Source organism: Pseudoalteromonas sp. T1lg65, assembly GCF_051930985.1.
Taxonomy (GTDB): Bacteria; Pseudomonadota; Gammaproteobacteria; order Enterobacterales; family Alteromonadaceae; genus Pseudoalteromonas.
The window spans coordinates 2712501-2737292 of the sequence record NZ_CP196837.1 but is presented as its reverse complement, the minus strand read 5'-3'; the positions used below and the strand labels follow the sequence as shown (position 1 = coordinate 2737292).

Genomic DNA, 24792 nt, shown 5'->3' with positions numbered 1-24792 from the left:
TCCAAAGTTACAATTGGAAAGCTTGCTAACTACATCAATGACAGAGGAAATGACAAAAGCCATTATTATTATCGATGGCAGAAAGAACCAAGTAGTGCAATTAAATCAGCATGCTGAAGTTCAAGGAATTAAGGCGGGAATGGGACTTGGTACGGCAATATCCCTTTGTGAGCACTTACAAGTATTATCTTATGATGCTGAGTTAGAAAGACAGAGCATGACTCAGATAGCTACTGTGCTTTATAACGTCAGTGCAGATCTTTGTATTGATAGTTGCAAAGGTGTCGCACTAAAAGTTGATACTATGCTGGCGATTTACCCCTCAGTGGCTGCTTTTTGGCAGGCAGCTGACGACGTATTAAAACCACTAACACTAAGCTATCGATATGCTAATGCCTGTTCGATAAAAATGGCCAAGTTGCTTGCTCAGCAAGGTATTAATCGTGTCGATATCAGTCAAGCTCAGACTAGCAAACGGCTATATAGTATTGCTTTAGCAAATACCGAGTTAGATAGTAAAGCAATTGAGCAGCTACGTCGTGCTGGGATCAAAACTGTAGGGCAGTTACAGCATTTATCGATATCAGAATTATCTAAGCGATTTGATAGTGAAGTAGTGCATTATATAGGCTGCTTATTTGGTAAATTTCATGAAACAGCCAAGTTCTACCAACCTACTGAAACTTTTGAGCTTACTGTGCCACTCCTTTATGAAGCAGAGCTATTGGCTTGGATAGACGCATTATTAATGAATATGTTACTGAAGCTAGAGGCCTTTTTACGATGCCGTAATAAGCTGGCCAGCACATTACATTTTTATTTTTTACTCAGAGATGCAGAAGCTGTCGAACTAGAGGTAAGCAGCGCTGAGCCACAATATCAGGCGCAGTATTGGAAGCGCTTATTAGATTTGAAATTAGCACCAATAACACTTTTAGCGCCAGTGCAAGAAGTGCGCTTAAAAGTGGATAAACTGCTGACACAAGAGGTAACAACACCAGACTTGTTTACTCGCCAACAAACGGCGATGAGTGAACTTGCTCTGTTATCCTTACTGCGCGCCAAGCTGGGTCATGGCAGTGTTTGTTTTCCATCGTTAACTGGAGATCCAAGGCCTGAATACGCGACGCGCTATCATGATAGACGATGTGACAAACAACTACCACTAAGCCCTAAATTCAGACCGAGCATGCTACTGCCTGAGCCCCAGCCTTTGACTGAAAAAGTCCAGCATGTGTCTGGTCCCGAGCGTATTGCAACAGGATGGTGGGATGGCCACACAATCCAACGAGATTACTTTATTGTTCGTAATCAGCAACAGCAGCTACTTTGGGTATTTAGAGATAGCCAACAACGCTGGTTTTTACATGGAGTATTCTGCTAATGGAATACGCTGAGCTATGCGCGCAAAGTAACTTTTCGTTTTTAACGGGTGCATCAAAACCGGAAGAATTGGTACGGCAGGCTGATGCTCTGGAGTATCAAGCGCTTGCGATTACGGATGAATGTTCATTAGCAGGCGTGGTACGTGCCTACGCCTATCACAAAACACACCAGCTAAAGCTTAAGCTCATTATTGGCAGTTTGCTTAAACATCGAGGCATGGAAGTCGTTGTTTTGTGTCCCACTCATCTGGCTTACAGTGAGCTGTGTCGTGTTATCAGTAACGCACGGCAACGCAGTGAAAAAGGCCAATACCAGCTGAGCGACTGGGATCTTATGTCTATTAAGCATGGCTTATTGCTATTCTTGCCTACAGGCAATAAGCATGATGTCGCTCACCTTGAGTGGCTGAAAAAGTATCACCAAGGACGATTATGGATAGCTTACCAAAGGCTACTTACTGAGCAAGATGCTGTGAAGCTACGCCATACGGAATCTTTATCTACAACTTATAGCATTCCTATTTGTGCCGTCGGTGGAGTGGTGATGCATTGTACGTCACGTCAGGCACTACAGCATACGCTAACGGCGATCCGTCTGAATAAAACAATAGATGCCATTCCTGAAAAACTGCTGACGAATACCGAGCAAGCGTTACGACCTTTACATAAGTTGAGCAAGCTTTTTAAAGGTGAATGGCTAGTAGAGACGGTGAAAATCGCTAATGCCTGCCAGTTTTCACTATCCGAACTGAATTATCAATATCCAAAGGAGTTAGTCCCAACGGGGAAAACGCCAATCGCTTACCTTAGGCAGTTGGTGGAGCAAGGTAAAAAGAGTCGATTCCCTGACGGCGTACCAACTGATATTGCAGCTATCATCGATAAGGAACTCGACTTAATTGAACAACTGGATTACCCATTCTTTTTTATTACCATTCACGACATTGTGATGTTTGCTAAACGGCAAGGGATCTTATATCAAGGTCGAGGCTCTGCTGCTAACTCGGTAGTGTGTTATTGCTTAGAGATCACTGCGGTTGATCCAAGACAGGTGGGCGTATTGTTCGAGCGCTTTATCAGTAAAGAGCGTGATGAGCCGCCAGATATTGATGTTGATTTTGAACATCATCGCCGTGAAGAAGTGATCCAATATATTTATAAAAAGTATGGTCGTCAGCGAGCTGCACTGGCGGCGACGGTGATTACTTACCGTCTAAAAAGTGCGCTGAGAGATGTAGGTAAAGCGCTTGGCATAGAGCTGTCACAAATTGAGTACTTTATCAAAAACTTAAATCGCAGAGACAAAGGCCTAAACTGGCAGGCACAATTAGTTGAATTAGGGTTAAATCCGGATACACTAAAAGGTCAGCACCTAATCCTCTTAGTCAATGAAATTTTAGGCTTTCCAAGGCACTTGTCTCAACACGTTGGGGGATTTGTGATTTCACAAACTCCCTTATATGAACTGGTTCCGGTTGAAAACGCTGCAATGCCAGAACGCAGCATTATTCAATGGGATAAAGACGATTTAGAAGTACTAAAACTACTTAAAGTGGATGTGTTAGCGCTGGGGATGCTGAGTGCCATTCGGAAATGTTTTGCTTATATCGCAGTGCATACACAGCGACAGTTGGACTTGGCGATGCTCACGCGTATGCAAGACGATCCTGAGGTGTATCGTATGCTGCAGCAAGGCGATAGCATAGGGGTGTTTCAGGTAGAATCCCGTGCGCAAATGAGCATGTTGCCAAGGCTTAAACCCAAATGCTATTACGATTTGGTGATCCAAATCGCCATTGTTAGGCCGGGTCCAATTCAAGGTGATATGGTGCATCCCTTTTTAAAACGCCGAGATGGACTTGAGCCCGTCAGCTACCCATCGCAAGCGGTAAAGGCTGTATTAGAGCGAACAATGGGCGTCCCCATTTTTCAAGAGCAAGTGATCAAACTGGCGATGGTTGCTGCTGGATTTACCGGAGGAGAAGCCGATCAACTGCGTCGTGCTATGGCGGCATGGAAAAAAAGTGGTGAACTCATGCCATTTAAAGACAAGCTGATTAAGGGGATGCGTGAACGCGGTTATGAACGCAGCTTTGCGGAACAAATATTTGCCCAAATCTGCGGCTTTGGGGAGTATGGTTTCCCTGAAAGCCACTCAGCTTCGTTTGCAGTATTGGCGTATGCGTCGGCTTGGTTAAAGTATCATTACCCGGCAATGTTTTATGTTGCTTTGTTAAATAGCTTACCCATGGGGTTTTATTCCGCTTCTCAATTACTACAAGACGCCAAGCGACACCAAGTCACTATTTTGCCTATTTGTATTAATCACTCGGGTTATGATCATCAAGTGGTTGCTCAACCATCAAACTTTAAGGACAAGAAGAGTGCGTATGCTGTGCGCTTAGGCATGCGGCTAATCAAAGGATTAAGTGCGACTGATGCTGAATTTATTATTAAGCATCGGCCAGAGCAAGGCTTTTCTCGTATGGTTCAGTTACAGCAGTGTGGCTTGCAGCATAGCACTATTGAGCAACTCATTTCTGCCGGTGCCGTGCACGGTTTTGTTGATAGTCGCTACAGTGCGAGATGGCAGTTACTTGATAAAACTAAAACGCTCCCTCTGCTCGATAAAGTTGATGAAGAAGACGAGCAGCTACAAATAAGTGCCAGTGAATATGAAGAATTACAAGAAGACTTTAACGCCACTGGCGTATCGTTAAGAGCTCACCCAGTGTTGCAGCTTAAACGCGCGGGCCTCATTACTCATGCTGTAACAGCTACTCAACTAAAGCAGCAACGGCATAAGTCGCTGGTGACCATTGTAGGGTTAGTGACTGGCAAACAAGCGCCGGGAACCGCAAAAGGCGTGACATTTTTTACACTAGAAGATGAAACCGGAAACATTAACGTGATTGTTTGGTCAGGGACTGCCAGAGCACAAAAAAAGGCTTATATGGCAGCACAGTTACTTGAAGTAAAAGGTATTGTTGAAAAGCAAGGTGAAGTGATCCATGTGATTGCCGGACGTCTGATTGACCGCAGTGAGTGGCTTGCCGAAATGACAATTAAAGCACGCGCATTTCACTAAAATGCGACAAATATCATTGCGATATTACAGGCGTAGACAATACTTAACTTGTCCAAAGCCAAATTAAAGGAAGCGTAATGAACAAGCGTGTAATTGGAGCCATCTTATCCCTGTTGGTGTTGTTCTCTGTCGGTGCAATGGCGCAGTCACTCCCTAGTAGTGAAGAAAATAAACAGGAAGAAAGCGCGGAAAAACTAACAAAAGCAGAAAAAGAAGCACGTAAAGACGCAGCGAAAGCGCAAAAAGAAGCGCGTAAGGCCGCAGCAGAGTCAAAGCGTGAAGCAAGAGAGGAAAAGACCGAAGCGGAACGTGAAGCGCGCAAAGAAGCTTCAGAAGCCGATCGCGAAGCAAGAAAGTCGCTAGATAAAGCACAACGTGATGAGCGCAAACAAGCCGAAGCTGCGCAACGAGATGCACGTAAAGCAGCCCATCAAGAAGCGAAAGAAGCTCGTAAAGCCGCCGCGAAAGCTCAAAAAGAGGCTCGTAAACAGCAAGCAAAAGAACGCCGCGAAAAAGCCAAAAATAAACGAAAAGACAAGCAAAAAAATAAAGACAAAGATAAAGATAAAGATAAAGACGAAAAAGAAGGAAACACACGCGCTCGGCCCTAGAGCGCGTAAAACTCTTCGCACAAAAACACTAGCCCATCACGTAATCCGTAGGTCGGATAAGCGAAGTGCCATCCGACATTGTAATTTCCTTGCACTGAATTCAGAACTTGTATATTTGGATAGTAGAAATTCAAAGATCAGGTTGATTCAGCCTGAGTGACCATATATATCCAGTTAAGTTAGTTAAGCCACAAAGTAGCTTTGAAGAACCAGCTGCGGATAACACGTTAAAATTTATATAATTACACTTTTGATTTTAGTTCTTTCCTGTATTTTATAAGGGACATAAAAATTGCCAAGAGAGAACCTTGCTCATATTTAGTTAACAGTAAGCTGATAAAACTAATGTGTGCTTTGCTTGCCCATGGATAAAATCTATAAGGAATACGTATGAAACAACTATGCCTATTATCCCTAATCGCATTTAACATATCTGCGAACGACGCATCTGAACAGATTATTTATTTTGATAATGTATTGGATGGTCAAAATACAGAACAAATGCAGAGTAGGGTCAATTTGAAACAGTCAGGTTCTATATTGTTTGGGACTAGTAGCGATGGCGGACCGCTAACGGGTCATATTGAGGCCAGTAACAACCTTTTTTATGGCTCTGGTAATACAAGACGCGTGCAATTTAATTTAGTAGAAAACGGTATTCAAAAGTGGTTCATGGGTACCGAAAGCTCGGAAGGTAATTGGCATGGTGTTTGGTTCGGCCCTAACCAAGATAAAGGCGACTTTTCTGTTTATCTAGAGGGAGCACCTTCATCTGATGTACCAACTTACAATGATATTCTTGAATTCAGTGCAGATCCCATTTTCTCGGGAGGTAGTTATGACCGCGCGAACCCATTAAATGAAGGTTTTTTGGTTGATGAGCATGGTTTAGAGCCATTTCCGTTTGCACAATTGGATCAATCTCGTGGTCTTTATGTTCAGTCTGACACTGGAGGCACACCATTTCCAATGTCGTTTTATCTGACTTTTAAACGTCCCTTTGAACTTAAAACATTTAGACTGGGCTCTTTCAACAATAGATATGGAACTCGACTTTCGACTTTCAATTTTGATATATGGGAAGATGGCCAATGGGTGACTAAAGGTGAATTTTACTTTGAGCAAATCCCTACGACAAGAACTTGGCAGCGACAAGAGTTTTCACTTCCTACGGCAGTGACAGCCACTAAAATTCGAATATCGGCTACTGGAACGAATGAGTCTCCAGCCGTATTAATGTTTGGATTATCCTTTCAGTAAAATAGGTTGGGAAGGCTTCCTGCAATAGAAGCCTACTCGTTTAATGAATAGCACATCGGTATTTATATGCAGTATTGCTTATCAATAGTAACATCACTACTTTTCCGATCATTAAGAAATACTAGGGGTATTTAAGGTTAACCTGAGCGTACTTTATTCACCTTTTATAGGAGCTGCTTTGGTAGGTGAGATTTTGAAATTGGTAGTGTCGCTACATTGAAGCTACTGATAGCCTCTTAAAATGCCTATTCAGCTAGGACCCTAATTATTTCGAGTCTGGTGAAGTACACAAATGGAGCAAAATTTGAAACTAACATTAAAACAAAAGCGATTGGATGCTCAGAGTTACATAGAGTACGCGTTTGCTGAACAAGGTGAGAATGCTCCTGTATTAGTTTTATGAATGGATTTAGAATGCCTTTTAGCAGTTGGCAAAAGGTCATTGATGAATTATTAAAGCAGTCACCTTCCCCATACAGCATACTGCGTTATAACAGACCTAGAGTGGGGGACTCTTCCAGACCAAAGACATCACAAACGGCAGAAGTTGTTACTCAAGATACCTGGTTGGGTAAGCCGTAGGCGTCATCCTACAATCTGATACTTTACTAATAAGATTTAATGAGCAACGAATAAAAGATATGTTGTGATTAGGACAAAGACGTTAGAAACCTATTTTTACCGCAATACAATAGTTAGATCTCATAAAGCCTAATAGCTCAAATCAATACGCACCGCGATTCTTAGACTCACAATAAACGTTCTCAACCCGCCGTTTATCATAAATTACTCTGTGTTTAACGTTGCCCATTGGACAATCGCTATCAAGTGCTGTTACTAATAAGGGGAATTGGCCGTGTTGCTTTGTCTAAACGTTTGTATAAAGGAGCCAACAGTGGGTTGGTGCGCGGCAAATTCGTTCGATTAAAACAGCGAACCGATAGCGTTATAGTAACGGGTTCGGTAGTTTTAAACGTATAACTTGAGTTACATACTAGGAGGTATTGGTGGTTGTATTAAAGGGTGTTAAGTCTGTTATTCTGTTTATATTTTTATCCGTTTCAGTGTTCAGTAAAGCCGCGGTAACGGTAAGTGAGCAGAGCCCCATAGCAATAGGTAGCGAGTTAGTTATAAAATCCGATATATTAAATGAGGAAATTTTCCTTAAAATCGCGCTACCAAGCAACTTTGCTCTTTCCTCTGAGCTTCATACTTATCCCGTTATTTTTATTGTTGGCAAACATGGTCATGAGTACTTTCATGCAGTCAGTGGGGTTGTAAAGCATTTAGCTGATGTTGAACGCATGCCAGAAACCATCGTCGTCAGCATTGATGGTGGCAGTCCATCGCCAGATATTTACCACAATGATATGTTTGGTAGTCAACCAAGTGAGAAATGGCCATCGTGGGGAGAGCCTGAGAAGTATCATCAGTTTTATCAAAATGAACTATTCCCGTTTCTAGAAAAGCAATATCGAGCTAACAACAAACGTAGTGTGGTTGCTATTTCAACGAGCAGCTTTTTCCCGTTTAATAACCTGATTCATGACAAACATTTGTTCGACACTTACATTTTTTTGGCTGCCGCGGATATTATTGGGATGGGACACGCGCCGAATAAAAGCATGATTGATGGTTTAGCCGCTCGGTTGTCTAAAGAACCAAAAACAAATCCGCTTGTCTTTTTTGCCGTTGCCGATGATGACTTGAAAAAACAAGAAAAGTATCAAGCTAATGTGAATAAACTTGAAAACAGATTAAGCAAAATCAAAGATCTTCCGTTTACACTCAAGGTCTATGACAATGAAGGGCATTATGATGCGTTAATAAAAACCATGTTGGATGTGCTAGAAATAAAATATCCCAAATCACTTTGGTCTGCGAAGTATCGCGATATTGTTGCCAAGCCCGGTAATGCGTTGCAAAACCTAGATAAATACTTTGACCAATTAAGTGAGCGTTACGGTTTTACTATATTGCCCAGGGCGACACGCTGGAATAGTGTCAACCGACTCGGTTATATTAGTACACACTTGATTAGACAAAACAGAGCAGCAGAAGCACTCGAAATCGCTAAACGTTATACTGAGTATCAACCTAAATCTTGGCAAGCGTACGAATCGTTGGCAAAAGCATTTGAAGCGAATGAAAATAGCACTCAAGCGATAGCAAACGCTAATGTTGCGTTGCAATTCGCAGGCAGTGAACAAAATAAGCAGCGTCTCATGCAATATATTAAGCAACTAACCTCGACGGTAGAATAAGGTGCTAAATATTTCACAAGAAGGTAAGCGGGGTTATTTCGTTATTTATCAGTGATAATTTTGGTTCATGTGTTTATGCTGGATTAAATTTAAATGGGAGTGAAGATGGTATTATCATTTCAGACCAAAAGATTACAAATCGTTGAGATTGAAAATACTTTTTCCGTCACTGAGCGTAAACGTCTTATTGAGCAAGTGCCTGACATTCTTACTCCTAGCGTAGTCAAAAACCTACCTCCTTATTTTCATGATATCGACTCAACCGCATTAGCTGAACAATGGTTGACTCGGATGCAATCTGAAAGCCGATTACTGCAAGTGAAGTCAGAGCTAGAAGAAACCATCGGTTTTTTATTTGCCTATGTTGAAAACGACACGATTGCACATATTGGTTACTTACTTGCTGAACAACACTGGGGTAAAGGCATTGCCAGTGAATTACTACAAGGCTTTATCCAAACAGTCAGCACGTCAGAGTCTTGGGTTAAGCTTATTGCTGGAGTCGAACACTCCAACTATGCTTCTATTCACTTACTTAACAAGCTCGGTTTTTCTAAACAATTACATAGTGAAAGTGGAGTGGTGTTTTTTGAATATAGAGTCTCTAGAGCTGAATAATACGTTGGATGCTTGGGCTAATATCAATCCTCATTAATAACTCATCATTTTGAGGAGCTAAACCTGACGTTAGCGGTGTTAAAAATTTCTTATTTAGAACAATTAAATAGCAAGATTCTTACCTTGCCTCAAAATAGATCACGTCATTAAGAGGCTGAATTGTTTTAGCTAATGGCTAATACGGAAACGCCCAAGGTTATTGGCCTTGGGCGTTTCTTCTAGCAAGCAGGTTGACGATAAACCGAGCGTTATAACGCCATATGTAGAATTGGAAATGGTTTACCCATATCATCAAGCGGTGAACGCGATGTAATGTTAAAGCCCATGTGCTGATAAAAACCGACAGCCAATGGGTTTTGTTCATTCACATCCACTTTGGTAGCGCCTAATTGCTCAATAGCGAACATGATTAGAGCTTTACCAATGCCTTTGCCTCTGGCTTCGTTTAACACAAACAGCATTTCGATTTTTTCCTCATGCGCACCCAAAAAACCTTGAATTGCGCCATGTCTGTCTTTAATACACTTTAATGTGACAGCGGGAAAAGCTTGTTCCATGATAATGGGTTTAAAAAACGCAATATCTTCTTCTGTAATAAAGTCATGCGTTGCTCGGACTGAGTTTTCCCAAACATCAAGCAACTCTGCGTGATACTCGGGAAGCACATTTTCAACAATCATGTTATTTCCTTAAATTAGACCGGAAGTCATGTGCGGCCGCGAGTGGCTATAGTAGCTTGATTATTCCCTTAAAGTCGATTTTTAGTTTGCGAATGGTTGCATGTTCGTTGGCACTGGATGCAAACATCTGGAGTTTACTCAATAGGCAAGTAAATATCGGTTATCATCTCATGCTCAGGTACTTCGGGAAAGAAACTCACCCGTTCCAAGAAAATAGGAAAGTCTCTCACTTCAAAATCAGACTCTGCTAACCATTCACAGTACAAATAGTTTACTGCCAAACCAATCGCATCATCGCTACCAATATGCCGGATAACCGCACACTTTCCTGCAGGGATGATTTTGTTGATAACACCGTCTGCATTGTCTTCTAACTGGCTTTGTAAAGTACAACAGAGATCAAACCTGAATTCATCAGGGGTGACGACATTGGGATCATCATAGAGTAAATTAAAGGTCCTGCTCTTACTTGGTGGGAGCCTATGGCGTTTTCTCCAGTCGATAAACTTTTGTATCGTACTTGCCAATAAGTGCGGCGCACCTCGGTGTTCCATAACGGCAATATTGGTTTTTGGAAAGTCCACGAGCTTAACGTCAAACGAGGCGTGATGATTCATAATTTTCTTCCTTAGCGTAGTGATAGGATCATAAATATTGAGCCAAGGAGTCCAATCCGGTGCTTTTCTGAATTCAACCGGGCTTTTTGCGAAATGCTTTTTAAACGCGCGCGAAAATGCTTCATGACTTTGGTAGCCATTTTGCAACGCGATATCGGTAACACGGGTTTCATTTCTGTAAGCGAGTTGAAAAGCTGCACGCTTAAGACGCAACAACCGGATAATTGAAACAATGGGTATGCCAAAGTATGCTGAGCTTTGTCTATGGAAGTGATACTTAGACAAGTGAGCGAACTGACACAGCTTGTTGATATCAAGCTTCTCATCAAGATTCGCTTCAATATAATCAATCACTTTAATAAACCGCTTTTGATATTTTGACATAAGACCTTTTCCTCTCCTTAGCTCGGCAATCTTAATATGCGCATATCTACAACACTTGACCAAAATTGCTCAATTGCTCAAAACTAAGTTCAGGTGTGTGATTAATCACTAACCGCTAGTCGTGTTGCGAGACCTAAAAATATGATACCTAAAAGGCCGTCGGTGTGTTTGCCTAATCTAAACTTACCTCCAACAACACTTCCAAGCTTACTAAAAGACAATGCGAATACGACATTTATCGCTAAAGCAAAACCGCTTAATAGCAGCCCAAGAATAAGAATTTGTGGGGTAAGCGCTAAATCAGCATGCGTAAATTGCGGTAAAAACATGCTAAAAAAGAGTAAGGCTTTGGGGTTCATTAGATTATTAAACAAGCCTTGATAGACAAGTTGGTGTGAACTTATAGCCACAGCTTTCATGTTGCTTGTTTCTAAAGGCTGTTTGCTTAGCCATGCTTTCAATAGGCCAAGCCCTAACCAAACAAGGTACAGTGCACCCACTATTTTTATCAGCCAAACCAGCAATGGCATCGCCTGCATGAGCTGTCCCAAACCAAAAGCGACGAGCAAGGTTTGTATTACCCCAGCAACAAAAATACCCAGCGCTATCATTAAACCAGCTTTAAAACCTCTGCTAGATGAATAGGTAGATATAAGTAATAAGTCTGGACCGGGTGAGATAACAAGAAAAAATGTTGCGATAAAAAATACCGGTAGAATAGTTATATCAATCATTTAATTTTTAGTTCTATTAAGGGTTAAAGGGGAAAATACCCATACAAAAGGCAAAAATACCTGTGTTTTGTGGTGTGCGAAAGTCCAGCTTATCGTTATGCTCTAGCTTTTCTTCTTCGAAGAAAATTTAATCCAAGTGAGTAACTCAAATAACACGCCTAACGCCACAAAGGCAAACATGCCTGTTTTATGACCGTAACTATAAGAAGTAATCGCGGCAATAAGTAGTGTGAAGATAACAAAATAGCGGATTAGTTAATTCATCATATTCCTTTTTCAACCATGTTCATTATGTCAATTAACAGCCAGTATCACGCAAGTCTGTTTTTTACTAAATAGCTGAGTTGAGGGAAGTATAAGCAAAGGTGCGTTAAAAGACTCTGCTATTTGTATATTGCTTACGTTTATTCGTTTTGTCCTGAATTTTAGGTAATTCAGAATGAGTTATTGTTATCGAAGTTTATAGTCATTAATTGGCTTATGTGCCTTAGGGAGGGGATTCGTTTATCGAGCAAAAACAGAGATGTTTGACTAAAGTAAAGTATAGTGTGTGCTGAAATTAGCTGGTTGTTTGAAGTTTGTTTAGCATAAGAATAGATCTGGTTAAATAACTCTACCTTACTGAGGATAAAATTAGAGTAAATACTTGGTTTTTAAATTGATATGTAACATAGTTTGCATATTGAGTTGTGAGTGAAGTCGCTATGCTAAGTAAACTAACTATAAAACAAAAAATTACCATGGGTTTTAGTGCATTAGGTATATTGCTACTGCTCGCTTGTGTACTTGCCTATGTTGCATTTTCGCAAATAAAATCTGCCAATCAGCAAATGAGTGACGTGACGCTACCGATACAGCGTAGTGCGGATGCACTGCAATTGCAGCAATTGAGGTTGAGCAAACTCATTTCACAAGCGTATAGCTTTGAGCAGGGAGCAGAAGTAAGCCAAGCAACGAAAAAATTTACCAAAGAGATCGAGCAATATCACCTATTAAAAAGTCAGTTAAAGGAACGCACCAAAAATTCGCCGCAAATGCAGCAGCCGTTAAATGAGGCAATTAAGTTAGGGGAACAATTATCCACTGTGGCAAACAGCATGTTGGAAGCCAAGTCAAAAGCCATCAACTTAGAGAGCGATATTCAGCGCTTGTATCAACAGCTTTTACAACACAAACAACAAGCCAGCGATGCTATGCTGAACCTTGAATTACTAGAAACCGACAATGCTCGTCAGTTAGAAGAAATGGTCGGAACCGGTATTCGTATCGATGACATGCTCTACACCCTTGAAACCAATAGTCAGCGTATTGCTAGTTTGAGCTTGGATCTGCTTGAGCCTCATCAACAAGATGTGACGTTTTTACTTGGCAACGTGGAAACCAACTTCACTTTTTTACAAAGGCAGTCACAAGGAATCGATGCAGAGGCATTGTTACAGGAGTTTACCTCGGCAATGCGTAAAATTAAGGAAAAGCTGCAACAACCAGGTACTTTGTACCAAGCTGTGCGTGAGCAACGCAATCAGCAAAAAAATGCAGTGCAACACTATCAGCGTGCTGAGCAGCTTTCTGAAGCTGTGCTAGCTGAGCTTGATAAAATTCAACAAAATGCAAACCGTGCATTCGCCGAATCACAGCAGCACTCAGAGTCATTGATTGATAGCGCGCAAAACTTAGCGGTTGTAATGGTCGGGGTGTTTTTACTACTTGCGATGTTTATTTCATATTCAACCAGTAAAGCGATGCTCGGACCTCTCGCTGCGGTCAATAAAATGCTTAAGTACCTAGCAACAGGGGACTTATCCCGCAGAATGACAAAGCGTAACGACGATGAATTTGGACAATTGATTGATAACCTTAACCAAGTTAAGGAAAACTTGAGTGCACTGCTTGTCGATATCAACAGCCAAGTCGTTGAGTTACAAACCCTGTCAACTAGTTCGCTGTCAGAAAGTCAGCAAATTGCTAAAAATGCCACTGAGCAGATGCAACGAATGGATAACGCTAATCGACTTTCACACAACATTGCAGCTAGTGCAGTTTCGGTCTCAGAGCGCTCTACTGATAGCTTAGACAGTATCCATAACGCGAATCAACAGCGACAACACGTGGCTAATTATACCGCAGAGAATGAGCGGCTTATTATGTCGTTAAGTCAGAGAATGTCCGAAGCTGTAGTCAGTATGGCTAAACTGACTTCGCACAGTGAAAATATTGGGGGAATACTGGATACGATTTCGTCCATTGCGGAACAAACTAATTTACTCGCTTTAAACGCTGCCATTGAGGCTGCAAGAGCTGGAGAACAAGGTCGAGGTTTTGCTGTGGTTGCTGATGAGGTTAGGACATTGGCTTCGAGGACACAAGATTCTACAAATGAGATCAACAGCATGATTGCCTCACTGCGACAAGATACAAAACAAGCGTCTGAAGCCATTGATTTGGGGCAGAAGGATGTTCAGCTGTGTGTAAAACAAAGTGAAGCGTTGATGCAGTCGATGGCAGAAATATCATCGGCACTGGAACAAGTCACACAGTTAAGCGAAGAAGTTAATCAGGCGGCAAATGGTCAAGCAAGAGACTGTAAGAGCATTGAGAGTGTGATGCTAGAAGCGCAAGCGACTGCTGGTGAGAATGCTGATGCAATGAATAACATGGCCAAAGGCAGTGAATCATTACGTATGTTCGCTGATAAGCTCGCTAAGCTGGTTGAGCGCTTTAAGCTTTAGTGACAGAAATTTGTTTTAAGATGGCCTGACACGCATCGAGATCCATAAAGCACGGCACGGGATAGTCAGGGTGTGCCTCTTTTAATGCCGCTTTTGCTAACATGGCAATATCAGCCTCTGTGATTTCTGCCAGTTTGCTGGGAAGTGTCCAAGTCATAAGTAAATTTTCAATATGTTTTAGCAATAGCTGCGCTTGTTCCTGTTTGGATTGAGAGGCGTCAGCAAAACCGCAATATATGGCTATTTCTGCCATGACGGTATGTACTCTGGCACCATACCAATGTAATACGGGCAACAATAACACTGTATTTGCAATACCGTGGGCAGTCCCATATCTTGCGCTCAGTTGATGAGATATCGCATGTACATAACCAACAGAAGTTCGAGTAAATGCCTGTCCCGCGTAGTGCGAGGCAAGTAACAGTTGCTCTCTGGCTGCCATGTCATTTGGAGTGCCTTTTACTTTGGGTAGGTTGTCAAAAATCGCTTTGCAGGCACTTAGTGCTTTTTCTCGACTAAAGCGCATACAGTTTACACTTAATAGTGCCTCAATGGCATGGGTAAGCGCGTCGATGGCCGTTGTTGCTGTGATGTTCTCAGGCATGCTTGCTGTCAGTTCTGGGATGAGGACGGCATGGTGAGGGACAAGGCAAAAGTCTGTCGCAGCATATTTTTTGTTGGTTTTAGGATCGTTGACGACGGCTGCTACAGTGGTTTCAGACCCGGTGCCAGCAGTGGTTGGAATGGCAATATTTGCGGGCAGCTTTTTTAGTATTTTAAATAGCCCTTTTAGTTTTTCGACTCTTTTGTGTGGCTTTACCGCTCTAGCTCCAATGAGCTTGGCACAATCAATGACAGAACCACCTCCCAAGGCGATAATGGCTTTGCAACGAAATTGTTGAAACAGCGCCAGACCTGACTCAACATTGTCGATAGTCGGGTTTGGTAAAACCGCTGAATAATAGTGATATTGCAGCCCCTGTTCAATCAGACTGAGTTCCAGCTCTTTGTGTTTTTCTAGCGACAGCAGTGTGGTATCGGTTACAACCAATACAGCGTCATTTTTATTTAAGTTAAGACAGAGCAATGCTTCTTTAAGCCCTGCGAATCCAAGGTGAAGTTTAGGGTTGGGTACATCAATTAAGATAACGATCAGTTTTAGTACAAAGTGATATATCCGATACAACCAATACATAACGTTCCTTGATTCAAGTATCTAGCAAGCCCGCAATATAGCCTTGGCTCAGTGTAGAGTTAACTATACTCAACAATAAGCTTTTAGCAACATCACAACGAATTGCTCATGTTAGGAATATCTATTGAGCATGATAACTGGCAGCTAGTAGTCAAAACACTAGCTGCTAGAGAAAGAAGGGAATTTTATAAATCGAGAAGTCGCATTACAGCTGCGAAGGTACCTTGCTGTTTGACGATTTGATACTTTTGGCAGGTATCCGGGTCTTTGACATTGTGACACAAGTAGAGTGTATTTTTATCAAGGGCAGGCTGAGGGTGCAAATGAGAATCAAATAAGACAGGGCTTACACCAGGCACACCCGGCCAATATACGCTTTCAGCGACCAAACCAAGCTTTTCATAAGTAATGAGTTGTGGCTTTGGAAACAACACGAAAACTAACACTAAGATAGTACCAACTATCCATATCACTTTACTTTTAGGTTTACTTTCAACGCTGGCAGAGGCGACGGAAGCTTGAGCTGTTGCGGTTGGCGATTGGCTATTAGTGGGCTTTTTTTTAATCCGGTCAGGTGAGCGCTTTTTATTCTTTGCAGGCACTTTGCCTAGAAGCGATTGTTTTTTTGACTGTTTTACCATTCTTTAATGTAGCCTTTTAGTTGCAGGTCTCTATAATACTTCTATGCTAGTTATGATAGCTTAATTTTATTACGTAGCCTACGGGAAAGGATTATGGATCAGAATATATCTATTCTTATTGTCGATGATGTAGGGACGGTGCGAAGTTTTTTACATCAAACATTAATGCACCTTGGAATCGATCACGTTCAAGAGGCCTCTACAGCAGCACAGTGTGTGAAAGCTTGTGAAGAAAACCATTTTGACATCGTTTTTTTGGACATCGAGTTACCGGATGGCGACGGCAAAGAGTTAATCGCCAAACTTAACGAAATAAACCCAACCATCAATGTGGTGATGGTTTCTGCTCATTCTACCGTTGATAACGTGAAAGATGCGATAGAGCGCGGTGCTAAAGGATTTGTCGTAAAACCGTTTTCACCTAAAAAAATAGCAGCAATGCTGAAAAAGTTTTATCCAGAGTTGGAAATTGCATAAAGATGGTCTTGCTATCTTAGCATGCAAGGTCGCTTTCGCTTCTTCTAAACTTACCTTAGCGTGCTAATGGAGAAATCACAGACATAAAAAAACCGACATAACGTCGGTTTTTTTAATTCAATCACAAATTAAAGTGCTTTGATTTTAGCAACTAGACGGCTCTTATGACGAGCAGCTTTGTTCTTGTGGATTAGACCTTTAGTTGCGTAACGGTCTAGGATAGGTGCAGCAACAGCAAATGCTTGAGTTGCAGCTTCTTTATCACCAGCTTCGATAGCAGCGATAACTTTTTTGAAATAAGTACGCATCATTGAACGACGGCTTGCGTTGTGCTTACGACGCTTTTCGCTAGTGATAGCGCGTTTTTTTGCAGACTTGATGTTAGCCAAGGTTTGCTCCTAACAATCTTAAAATAAGCTTAATTTAAAGGCCGAGGAATATGCCTGTTTTCATAGCAAAAGTCAATAAAAATTAACTTGCTCGACCTAATGTTCAAAACCCAAGATTCGACTTGGGCTATTTTTAATTCTTATCCTGCGGCCCTAAAACCCAAAAGCTACAAGCTTCAAGCGCTGGAACAGGTAAGTACAACCGTAATCTCTCAAGCATCTCTGAATGTTTAGAAACAAGCCTAGGCGTGCTTCTCAGGTAGTCTTGAAAATCTCAGGTTTGAACCAAAGTAAACGGTCCCAATTAGATTAATGGACCTCTGCCTACCTAGGTTAATGGCGGCATTGTATCAAAGCTGACTTAGCACGCCTAGTGCTAAATACGCTCTGAGTGTGGCATAATTCGCCGCGAAAGATTATGGTTGGGAGCAAATGTGGCTAAAGGGTTGTTTAAATCTGGTTTAATTGTCAGCGCTATGACAATGATTTCACGTATCTTAGGGCTAGTTCGTGATGCTGTTGTTGCAAACTTGTTAGGCGCTGGACTGGCTGCGGATGTGTTTTTATTTGCCAATCGCATCCCCAACTTTTTTCGGCGTTTATTTGCCGAAGGCGCATTTGCTCAGGCATTTGTTCCCGTCTTGTCCGAAATAAAAGAAAAACATGGTGATGATAAAGTTCGTTTGTTTGTTGCACAGGCCGCTGGAACATTAGGCACCATTTTACTCTGTGTCACGATAATCGGTGTTATAGGCTCACCTGTAATCGCGGCGCTATTTGGCGCGAGTTGGTTTATCGACTGGTGGCAGGGCGGAGCGGATGGTGAAAAATTTATACTCGCCAGTGCATTACTAAAACTCACTTTTCCATATTTGTTCTTTATTTCATTGGTTGCCTTGAGTGGTGCTGTGCTCAATGTCTACAATCGCTTTGCGGCAGCTGCTTTTACCCCGGTCTTACTCAACGTTGCAATTATTTCCTGTGCCATCTTATTACATGACCAATTTGAGCAAGGCGCTTATGCACTCGCGCTTGGGGTGTTTATTGGCGGTATCGTACAGCTACTATTTCAATTTCCGTTTTTATATCGACTGAAGATACTAAGTCGTCCCACTTTTGCATGGCATAGTCCGGAAGTGACGAAAGTACGAAAGCTGATGATCCCGGCGTTGTTTGGTGTATCAGTGAGTCAAATTAATCTGTTGTTAGATACAATAATTGCGGCAGCATTGATGACGGGTTCCATTGCTTGGTTATATTATTCAGACCGCTTAATTGAATTTCCTCTGGGGCTGTTTGGCATCGGGATTGCTACCGTGATTTTGCCAGCGTTATCAAAATTACATGCGGGAGATAATAAAGAAGATTTCCAAAAGACTTTAGATTGGGGCGTGCGATTTGTTATTTTTTTGGGTGTCCCAGCCATGCTCGGCCTTATTGTGATCAGCCCCTTGATCATCACTGTTTTATTTGGACATGGTGAGTTTATGTCTGGTGATGCGGATAATGTAAATAAGGTGAGTATGGGTGTAGCAGCATATTCCGTCGGGCTGTTAAGCTTTATGTTGATTAAAGTCCTTGCACCGGGGTTTTATTCGAGACAAGACACCAAAACACCGGTACGTATTGGCATTATCACCATGGTGCTTAATATGATGTTTAATTTGATGCTGGCGCCTTTTATCGGCTATTTGGGACTTGCGTTGGCTACCTCCATGTCGGCCTCTTGCAACGCATTTTTGTTATATCGTAAGCTCTCAGAGCAAGACGTTTATCAGTTCTCTGGATTTTCTGTGCGGTTCTCTCTGAAGTGTGTTGCTTCCGGCTTATTAATGGCGATTGCCGTTTATTTCTTAGCACAGCAATTTTTATGGCAAGCCTGGGGCTTGTTTGAACAGGTACTGTTACTTTTCTCTCTGATCTCAGCTGCTGCGATATGTTACTTTGCACTGCTTTTTATTATGGGGATAAGGCTAAGGACAATCCGCGATGCGTAGTTCGCATTTTTGAGCAACTTGGGTATAATCGGGCTCTTTGATACTTGCTGCACAAAGGCACTAGCATTATGCAACTAATCCGAGGGATCCATAATATCCGAGCGCACCATTTTGGTTGTGTGCTGACGATCGGAAACTTTGATGGAGTTCATCTTGGACATGTAGAGGTTTTAAAGGGCTTAATCGCCGATGCAAAGCACTACCAGTTACCGAGTACTGTGATGTTATTTGAGCCGCAGCCGTTGGAATTTTTCGCAAAGGATAAAGCTCCTGCGAGATTAACGCGGTTGCGGGACAAACTTGCGCTGTTAGAGTCTCTGGGAATTGACCGGGTTATTTGTGTGAACTTCAATCGTAACTTTGCGGCACAAGACGCAGAGCTATTTATCACAGATGTGTTGATTGATAAGCTGGGGACTAAAGCATTAACGGTGGGTGATGACTTCCGTTTTGGAAAAGACCGGGCCGGAGATTTCACTATGCTTAAACGCATTGGTGGTCCGCTAGGTATGCATGTCAAAGACACCGATAGTTTTCGCAAGCAAGATTGCCGAGTCAGTAGTACTCGGATCCGCGAAGCGCTGGCAACGGGCGATCTAAATTTAGCGCACGAGATGCTGGGTCATACCTATGCTATTTCTGGTCGAGTCATTCATGGTTGGAAAAAAGGCAGAGAACTGGGGTTTCATACCGCAAATATTGCGTTAAAACGTCAAGTCAGCCCTGTAAAAGGGGTGTATGCGGTAAAAGCAACGGTGGATGGTGTAACCTATAACGGTGTAGCAAATATTGGCAATAAGCCGACTTTAAATGGCACTAAAGCGCTATTAGAAGTACATCTATTTGATTTTAATAAGACTATTTATGGTCAATTTATGCGCGTGGAGCTAATCAAAAAGCTTCGCGATGAACAAAAATTCGAAACATTGGCGCAGCTAACCGAGCAAATAGGGTTTGATGTTAGCGCTGCGAAACAGTGTTTTTCTTTAACGTAGCCGATACGGAAAGTAGGATAAATGAGCGACTACAAACATACTTTAAATCTACCGGAAACTGAGTTTCCGATGCGTGGTAATTTGGCGCAACGCGAACCAAAGATGCTAAAAAAATGGTATGAAGAAGATCTATACGGTCAAATTCGCATTGCGAAAAAGGGTAAAAAGCCATTTATTTTGCATGACGGCCCTCCGTATGCAAATGGTGATATACACCTTGGTCACTCTCTGAATAAAATCCTAAAAGACATTATTATTAAGTCGAAAACACTTTCAGACTTTGATTCACCTTATATTCCAGGGTGGGACTGTCATGGTCTACCGATTGAATTACAAGTTGAAAAGAAAGTAGGCAAGCCAGGACAAAAGGTATCGGTTGCTGAGTTCCGTGAAAAATGCCGCGAATATGCGCGTAAGCAAGTTGAAGGTCAAAAAACAGACTTTAAACGTTTGGGCGTTTTGGGTGATTGGGACAAACCTTACCTAACGATGAATTTTGACTTTGAAGCGAACGCAATTCGCGTGCTTAGCCGCATTATTAAAAAGGGTCACTTACACAAAGGTGCTAAACCAGTTCATTGGTGTACTGACTGTGGCTCTGCGTTAGCCGAAGCTGAGGTTGAATATCAGGATAAACAGTCTCCAGCCATCTACGTGAAATTTGTGTTTGTTGACCAGCAAGCGGTTGTTGACGCATTTGATCTAGCACAAGGCCATGAAGGTCAGGGTGAAGTTAGCACTGCTATTTGGACCACAACACCTTGGACATTCCCTGCAAACCGTGCGGTGGCAATTAATGAGTCATTAGAATATGCATTAGTGCAGATCGAAGACGAAGGTCACCAACAGCGTCTTATCCTTGGCTCTGAACTGGTAAGCGACGTTGTTGACCGTTTTGGTTTCAAACATTACCACGTACTAGGTTACGTAAAAGGTAAAGTATTAGACAAGCTTCGCGTGGCTCACCCGTTTTATGATTATGATGTTCCTGTCATTTTAGGCGATCACGTCACGACAGACTCAGGTACTGGTATTGTTCATACAGCACCGGGCCACGGTCAAGAAGACTTTGTAGCAGGTCAAGCTTATGGCCTAGAGGTTGCCAACCCTGTTGGGGCAAATGGTGTTTATCTGCCTGATACGCCAATTTTTGGCGGTCAGCACGTGTTCAAAGCTAATGCAAACATCATCGAGCTTTTAAAAGAAAAAGGCGCGCTGTTCCATCACCATGCCTTGACGCACAGTTATCCACATTGTTGGCGCCACAAAACGCCAATTATCTTCCGTGCAACGCCACAATGGTTTGTTAGCATGGATCAGGCGAACTTGCGCACGGATTCTTTAGCTGAAATCAAGAAAACACAATGGTTGCCAGAGTGGGGTGAAAACCGTATCGCAAACATGGTTGAAGGTCGCCCTGATTGGTGTATTTCACGTCAACGTACTTGGGGTGTACCGATTGCGTTGTTTGTTGATAAAGACACGGGGGCACTTCACCCTGATACTGAAAACCTGATGGAAGCAGCGGCAAAGTTAGTTGAAAAGGGTGGTATCCAAGCTTGGTATGATCTCGAGCCATCAGAGCTATTAAATGAAGCGGATGCCGAGCAGTATGTAAAAGTACAAGACACGCTAGATGTGTGGTTTGATTCAGGTGTTACACACGCTTGTGTTGTAGACGCTCGTGAAGAACTAACAGGCCCTGCGGATTTATATCTTGAAGGTTCGGATCAGCACCGTGGTTGGTTTATGTCATCTATGATGACCTCTGTAGCGATTAATGGTCATGCACCATACAAGCAAGTCTTAACACACGGGTTTACGGTCGATGAAAATGGCCGCAAGATGTCTAAGTCGTTAGGTAACGTTATTTCACCGCAAGAAATCATGAACAAACTTGGTGCTGATATCTTACGCTTATGGGTCGCGTCCACAGATTACACAGCAGAAATGACGGTGTCGGATGAGATCTTTAAGCGCTCAGCGGATCGTTACCGTCGTATTCGTAACACCAGCCGTTATCTATTGGCTAACTTAAGTGGTTTTGAACCTGCAACAGATTTGGTTGCCGTGGAAGACATGGTTGAGCTGGATCGCTGGATTGTGTCTCGTGCGGCAGAGCTACAAAAAGAAATCAAAGAAGCGTATGACAAATACCAGATGCACCAAGTAACTCAGAAGTTGATGAACTTCTGTACCGGTGAGCTTGGTTCGTTCTACTTAGATGTGATCAAAGACCGTCAGTATACAGCAAAAGCAGACAGCCATGCGCGTCGTTCGTGTCAATCTGCGCTTTACCATATTGCGGAAGCAATGACACGCTGGATGGCGCCTATTATGAGTTTCACTGCGCAAGAAATCTGGGAGGTGTTACCAGGTGAACGTGGCAAGTATGTATTTACAGATACTTGGTACGAGGCGATTGAAGGTGCCAGCGAAGGCTCTCTGAATAACGAATACTGGCAGAATTTGCTAGCGGTTCGTGACGAAGTAAACCGTGTTCTTGAAAACGCGCGTAAAGAAGACGTCATTGGCGCGACTCTACAAGCTGAAGTGACTTTGTATACTGGTGGTGAGTTGGCTGAGAAACTGCAGCAGATCGGAGATGAGCTACGCTTCGTACTATTGACTTCAAAAGCAACGGTTGAAGTAGTCAATAGCAAGCCTGAAGGGGCTATTTCTTCTGAAATCGACGGTCTTTATATTGCTGTGTCGGCGACGTCAGCACAAAAATGTGAGCGTTGTTGGCATTATTGTGATGATGTTGGTGCTGATGAGAGCCACCCTGATATTTGTGGTCGTTGTATCAGCAACGTTGAAGGCGAAGGCGAACAACGTCAATTTGCCTAGGAGTTATACGTGACACAAACTTCACAGAAAAGTGGCTTAGTTTGGTTATGGCTTAGTCTACTGCTTTTTGCAGTAGACTATGTTACCAAAGCCGTTGTCGATGCTAAGATGGACCTATATCAGTCCATTGATATCCTTCCTATTTTCAATTTAACTTATATGCACAACTACGGTGCTGCATTTAGCTTTCTAAGCGATGCCGGCGGTTGGCAACGGTACTTTCTAAGTACGATAGCGGTTGTGATAAGCGTGTTATTGGTACATTGGTTGCGTAAGCTTCCAGCTTCCAATTGGAAGTTATGTTTGGCTTATTCAATGGTATTAGCAGGTGCGATTGGTAACTTAGTAGATAGATTGATTCACGGTTATGTAATTGACTTTTTGCACTTTTATTACCAAGACTGGCATTATCCAGCATTTAACGTTGCAGATATGGCGATTGTAGGTGGTGCATTGCTACTCATTTTTGACGCTTTTACTAGCGAAAATAAACAGGAGAAAACCTCGTGAGCGAACAAGTGATCGGTGCTAATTCTGAAGTCCTGTTCCATTTTTCCATTAAACTTTCAGATGGTTCGGCTGCGGATTCAACCAAAGTGCATAACAAGCCTGCGAAACTGTTTATGGGAGATGGCAGTTTAACTGAGAACTTTGAAAAATGTTTGCTAGGTCTCAAGTCGGGTGATGAAAAAGCATTTGAGCTTGAGCCAGAAGATGCGTTTGGGCAACCAAATCCAGACAATATCTACTACGTTGATAAGAGCAAGTTTGGTGTAGATACACCAGCAGAAGTCGGCAGTATCATTGCGTTTACGCAACCTGATGGCACTGATTTGCCAGGCCTTATTCGCGAAGTTGCCGGGGACTCAGTGACTGTTGATTTTAACCACCCGTTAGCGGGTCAAAAGGTAACTTTTGAAGTTGAAATCCTTGAGGTGAAAAACTGATGGAAATTTTGCTGGCCAACCCAAGAGGGTTTTGTGCAGGTGTAGATAGAGCAATCAGCATTGTTGAACGCGCGCTAGATATTTTTGAGGCCCCAATTTATGTTCGTCACGAAGTGGTGCACAACAAATATGTGGTGGATGGCCTGAAGTCTCGCGGTGCCGTATTTGTTGAAGAGCTTGATGAAGTGCCTGATGACAGCATTGTTATTTTTAGTGCACACGGTGTGTCGCAGCAAGTACGGAACGAAGCAAAGCGCCGTGAACTTAAAGTTTTTGATGCAACCTGTCCTTTAGTTACCAAGGTACATATGGAAGTCACTCGTGCTAGTCGCAAAGGCATTGAATGTATCCTGATTGGTCATCACGGACATCCTGAAGTCGAAGGTACGATGGGGCAGTATGATAATGCTGCTGGTGGAATTTATTTGGTTGAAAAACAGGAAGATGTGGCTCAATTACAAGTAAAAAACCCAGATAACTTGTTTTATTGTAGCCAAACTACCTTGTCAGTCGATGATACTGCTGATGTCATTGATGCGTTACGCGCAAAGTTTCCTAATATCAGCGGGCCGCGTAAAGATGATATTTGCTATGCAACGCAAAATCGTCAGGATGCTGTGCGAGACCTTGCAAGCAAAGTGGATCTGCTGTTGGTGGTAGGCGCTAAAAATAGCTCTAATTCAAACCGCTTACGTGAGTTGGCGGATAAAATTGGCACTATGGCGTATCTGATCGATGACGCATCATCAATTGACGACGCTTGGTTTGAGGATATTAAAGCTGTAGGTGTTACGGCTGGCGCTTCAGCACCGGAAGTGTTAGTACAACAGGTTATTTCTCGGCTAAAGGAACTCGGCGGTAAAACTGTGGTGGAAAACCCTGGGCAAGAAGAAAATGTCGTCTTTGCAGTACCGGTGGAACTAAGGTAACA

General features: G+C 42.5%; 21 protein-coding genes. 15 read left to right on the top strand and 6 right to left on the bottom strand.

Annotated elements, in window-relative coordinates:
• Nucleotides 1–49 precede the first annotated feature (49 nt).
• From ACSLBF_RS12025 to ACSLBF_RS11995, 7 genes are all read left to right on the top strand, one after another.
• Nucleotides 50–1384, top strand: a complete 1335-nt coding sequence (locus ACSLBF_RS12025) for a Y-family DNA polymerase (protein ID WP_440053633.1) — start codon at nt 50–52, stop codon at nt 1382–1384.
• Nucleotides 1384–4473: an error-prone DNA polymerase gene (locus tag ACSLBF_RS12020; RefSeq protein WP_440053632.1), complete on the top strand. Its 3090-nt coding sequence runs from the start codon at nt 1384–1386 to the stop codon at nt 4471–4473. Before ACSLBF_RS12025 ends, ACSLBF_RS12020 begins: the two co-directional genes overlap by 1 nt.
• A gap of 77 nt (nt 4474–4550) precedes the next feature.
• Nucleotides 4551–5084, top strand: a complete 534-nt coding sequence (locus tag ACSLBF_RS12015; protein ID WP_440053631.1) for a hypothetical protein — start codon at nt 4551–4553, stop codon at nt 5082–5084.
• A 390-nt stretch (nt 5085–5474) separates the two neighbouring features.
• On the top strand, nt 5475–6344 hold the full coding sequence (locus ACSLBF_RS12010; protein ID WP_440053630.1) for a hypothetical protein: 870 nt from the start codon (nt 5475–5477) through the stop codon (nt 6342–6344).
• Between the two features lie 414 nt (nt 6345–6758).
• Nucleotides 6759–6926 (top strand): hypothetical protein, encoded by a 168-nt coding sequence (locus tag ACSLBF_RS12005; RefSeq protein ID WP_440053629.1) that lies wholly within the window; start codon nt 6759–6761, stop codon nt 6924–6926.
• A gap of 425 nt (nt 6927–7351) precedes the next feature.
• Nucleotides 7352–8608 (top strand): alpha/beta hydrolase-fold protein, encoded by a 1257-nt coding sequence (locus ACSLBF_RS12000; protein ID WP_440053628.1) that lies wholly within the window; start codon nt 7352–7354, stop codon nt 8606–8608.
• Nucleotides 8609–8713: 105 nt separating this feature from the next.
• Complete coding sequence (locus tag ACSLBF_RS11995) at nt 8714–9226, top strand: GNAT family N-acetyltransferase (RefSeq protein WP_440053627.1); 513 nt, start codon at nt 8714–8716, stop codon at nt 9224–9226.
• Between the two features lie 248 nt (nt 9227–9474).
• Here ACSLBF_RS11995 and ACSLBF_RS11990 read toward each other — a convergent pair whose 3' ends face one another.
• The 3 genes from ACSLBF_RS11990 to ACSLBF_RS11980 all read right to left on the bottom strand — a co-directional run bounded on the left by ACSLBF_RS11990 (nt 9475) and on the right by ACSLBF_RS11980 (nt 11641).
• A complete protein-coding gene (locus ACSLBF_RS11990) occupies nt 9475–9906 on the bottom strand; it encodes a GNAT family N-acetyltransferase (protein WP_440053626.1) in 432 nt (143 codons plus the stop codon).
• A 134-nt stretch (nt 9907–10040) separates the two neighbouring features.
• Nucleotides 10041–10907 (bottom strand): AraC family transcriptional regulator, encoded by an 867-nt coding sequence (locus ACSLBF_RS11985; protein WP_440053625.1) that lies wholly within the window; start codon nt 10905–10907, stop codon nt 10041–10043.
• 101 nt (nt 10908–11008) lie between these two features.
• Complete coding sequence (locus tag ACSLBF_RS11980; protein WP_440053624.1) at nt 11009–11641, bottom strand: LysE family translocator; 633 nt, start codon at nt 11639–11641, stop codon at nt 11009–11011.
• Between the two features lie 704 nt (nt 11642–12345).
• On the opposite strand from ACSLBF_RS11980, the gene ACSLBF_RS11975 reads away from it, so the two are divergent.
• The gene (locus ACSLBF_RS11975; protein ID WP_440053623.1) at nt 12346–14370 is read left to right on the top strand and encodes a methyl-accepting chemotaxis protein; all 2025 of its coding nucleotides are present in this window, start codon (nt 12346–12348) and stop codon (nt 14368–14370) included.
• Here ACSLBF_RS11975 and ACSLBF_RS11970 read toward each other — a convergent pair.
• Both ACSLBF_RS11970 and ACSLBF_RS11965 read right to left on the bottom strand, forming a co-directional pair.
• Entirely contained in the window at nt 14360–15565 is a 1206-nt protein-coding gene (locus ACSLBF_RS11970) for an iron-containing alcohol dehydrogenase (RefSeq protein WP_440053622.1), read from the bottom strand. The two genes, ACSLBF_RS11975 and ACSLBF_RS11970, sit on opposite strands and share 11 nt — an antisense overlap.
• 185 nt (nt 15566–15750) lie before the next feature.
• Nucleotides 15751–16206 carry a hypothetical protein gene (locus tag ACSLBF_RS11965; protein ID WP_440053621.1) on the bottom strand — a complete coding sequence of 152 codons (456 nt, stop codon included), beginning with the start codon at nt 16204–16206 and terminating at the stop codon, nt 15751–15753.
• 93 nt (nt 16207–16299) lie between these two features.
• Here ACSLBF_RS11965 and ACSLBF_RS11960 point away from each other — a divergent pair, with 93 nt between their 5' ends.
• Nucleotides 16300–16683: a response regulator gene (locus ACSLBF_RS11960; RefSeq protein ID WP_440053620.1), complete on the top strand. Its 384-nt coding sequence runs from the start codon at nt 16300–16302 to the stop codon at nt 16681–16683.
• Between the two features lie 128 nt (nt 16684–16811).
• Here the strand turns inward: ACSLBF_RS11960 and rpsT are convergent, their stop codons facing one another.
• The gene (gene rpsT, locus ACSLBF_RS11955; RefSeq protein WP_010370978.1) at nt 16812–17072 is read right to left on the bottom strand and encodes a 30S ribosomal protein S20; all 261 of its coding nucleotides are present in this window, start codon (nt 17070–17072) and stop codon (nt 16812–16814) included.
• A 434-nt stretch (nt 17073–17506) separates the two neighbouring features.
• Here rpsT and murJ point away from each other — a divergent pair, with 434 nt between their 5' ends.
• The 6 genes from murJ to ispH all read left to right on the top strand — a co-directional run bounded on the left by murJ (nt 17507) and on the right by ispH (nt 24790).
• On the top strand, nt 17507–19069 hold the full coding sequence (gene murJ, locus ACSLBF_RS11950; protein WP_440053619.1) for a murein biosynthesis integral membrane protein MurJ: 1563 nt from the start codon (nt 17507–17509) through the stop codon (nt 19067–19069).
• 68 nt (nt 19070–19137) lie between these two features.
• Complete coding sequence (ribF, locus tag ACSLBF_RS11945) at nt 19138–20064, top strand: bifunctional riboflavin kinase/FAD synthetase (RefSeq protein WP_440053618.1); 927 nt, start codon at nt 19138–19140, stop codon at nt 20062–20064.
• A 21-nt stretch (nt 20065–20085) separates the two neighbouring features.
• Complete coding sequence (gene ileS / locus ACSLBF_RS11940; protein ID WP_440053617.1) at nt 20086–22914, top strand: isoleucine--tRNA ligase; 2829 nt, start codon at nt 20086–20088, stop codon at nt 22912–22914.
• Between the two features lie 9 nt (nt 22915–22923).
• A complete protein-coding gene (gene lspA, locus ACSLBF_RS11935) occupies nt 22924–23424 on the top strand; it encodes a signal peptidase II (protein WP_440053616.1) in 501 nt (166 codons plus the stop codon).
• On the top strand, nt 23421–23861 hold the full coding sequence (gene fkpB / locus ACSLBF_RS11930; protein ID WP_440053615.1) for an FKBP-type peptidyl-prolyl cis-trans isomerase: 441 nt from the start codon (nt 23421–23423) through the stop codon (nt 23859–23861). Before lspA ends, fkpB begins: the two co-directional genes overlap by 4 nt.
• The gene (gene ispH / locus ACSLBF_RS11925) at nt 23861–24790 is read left to right on the top strand and encodes a 4-hydroxy-3-methylbut-2-enyl diphosphate reductase (protein ID WP_440053614.1); all 930 of its coding nucleotides are present in this window, start codon (nt 23861–23863) and stop codon (nt 24788–24790) included. Before fkpB ends, ispH begins: the two co-directional genes overlap by 1 nt.
• The last annotated feature ends 2 nt before the right edge of the window (nt 24791–24792 follow it).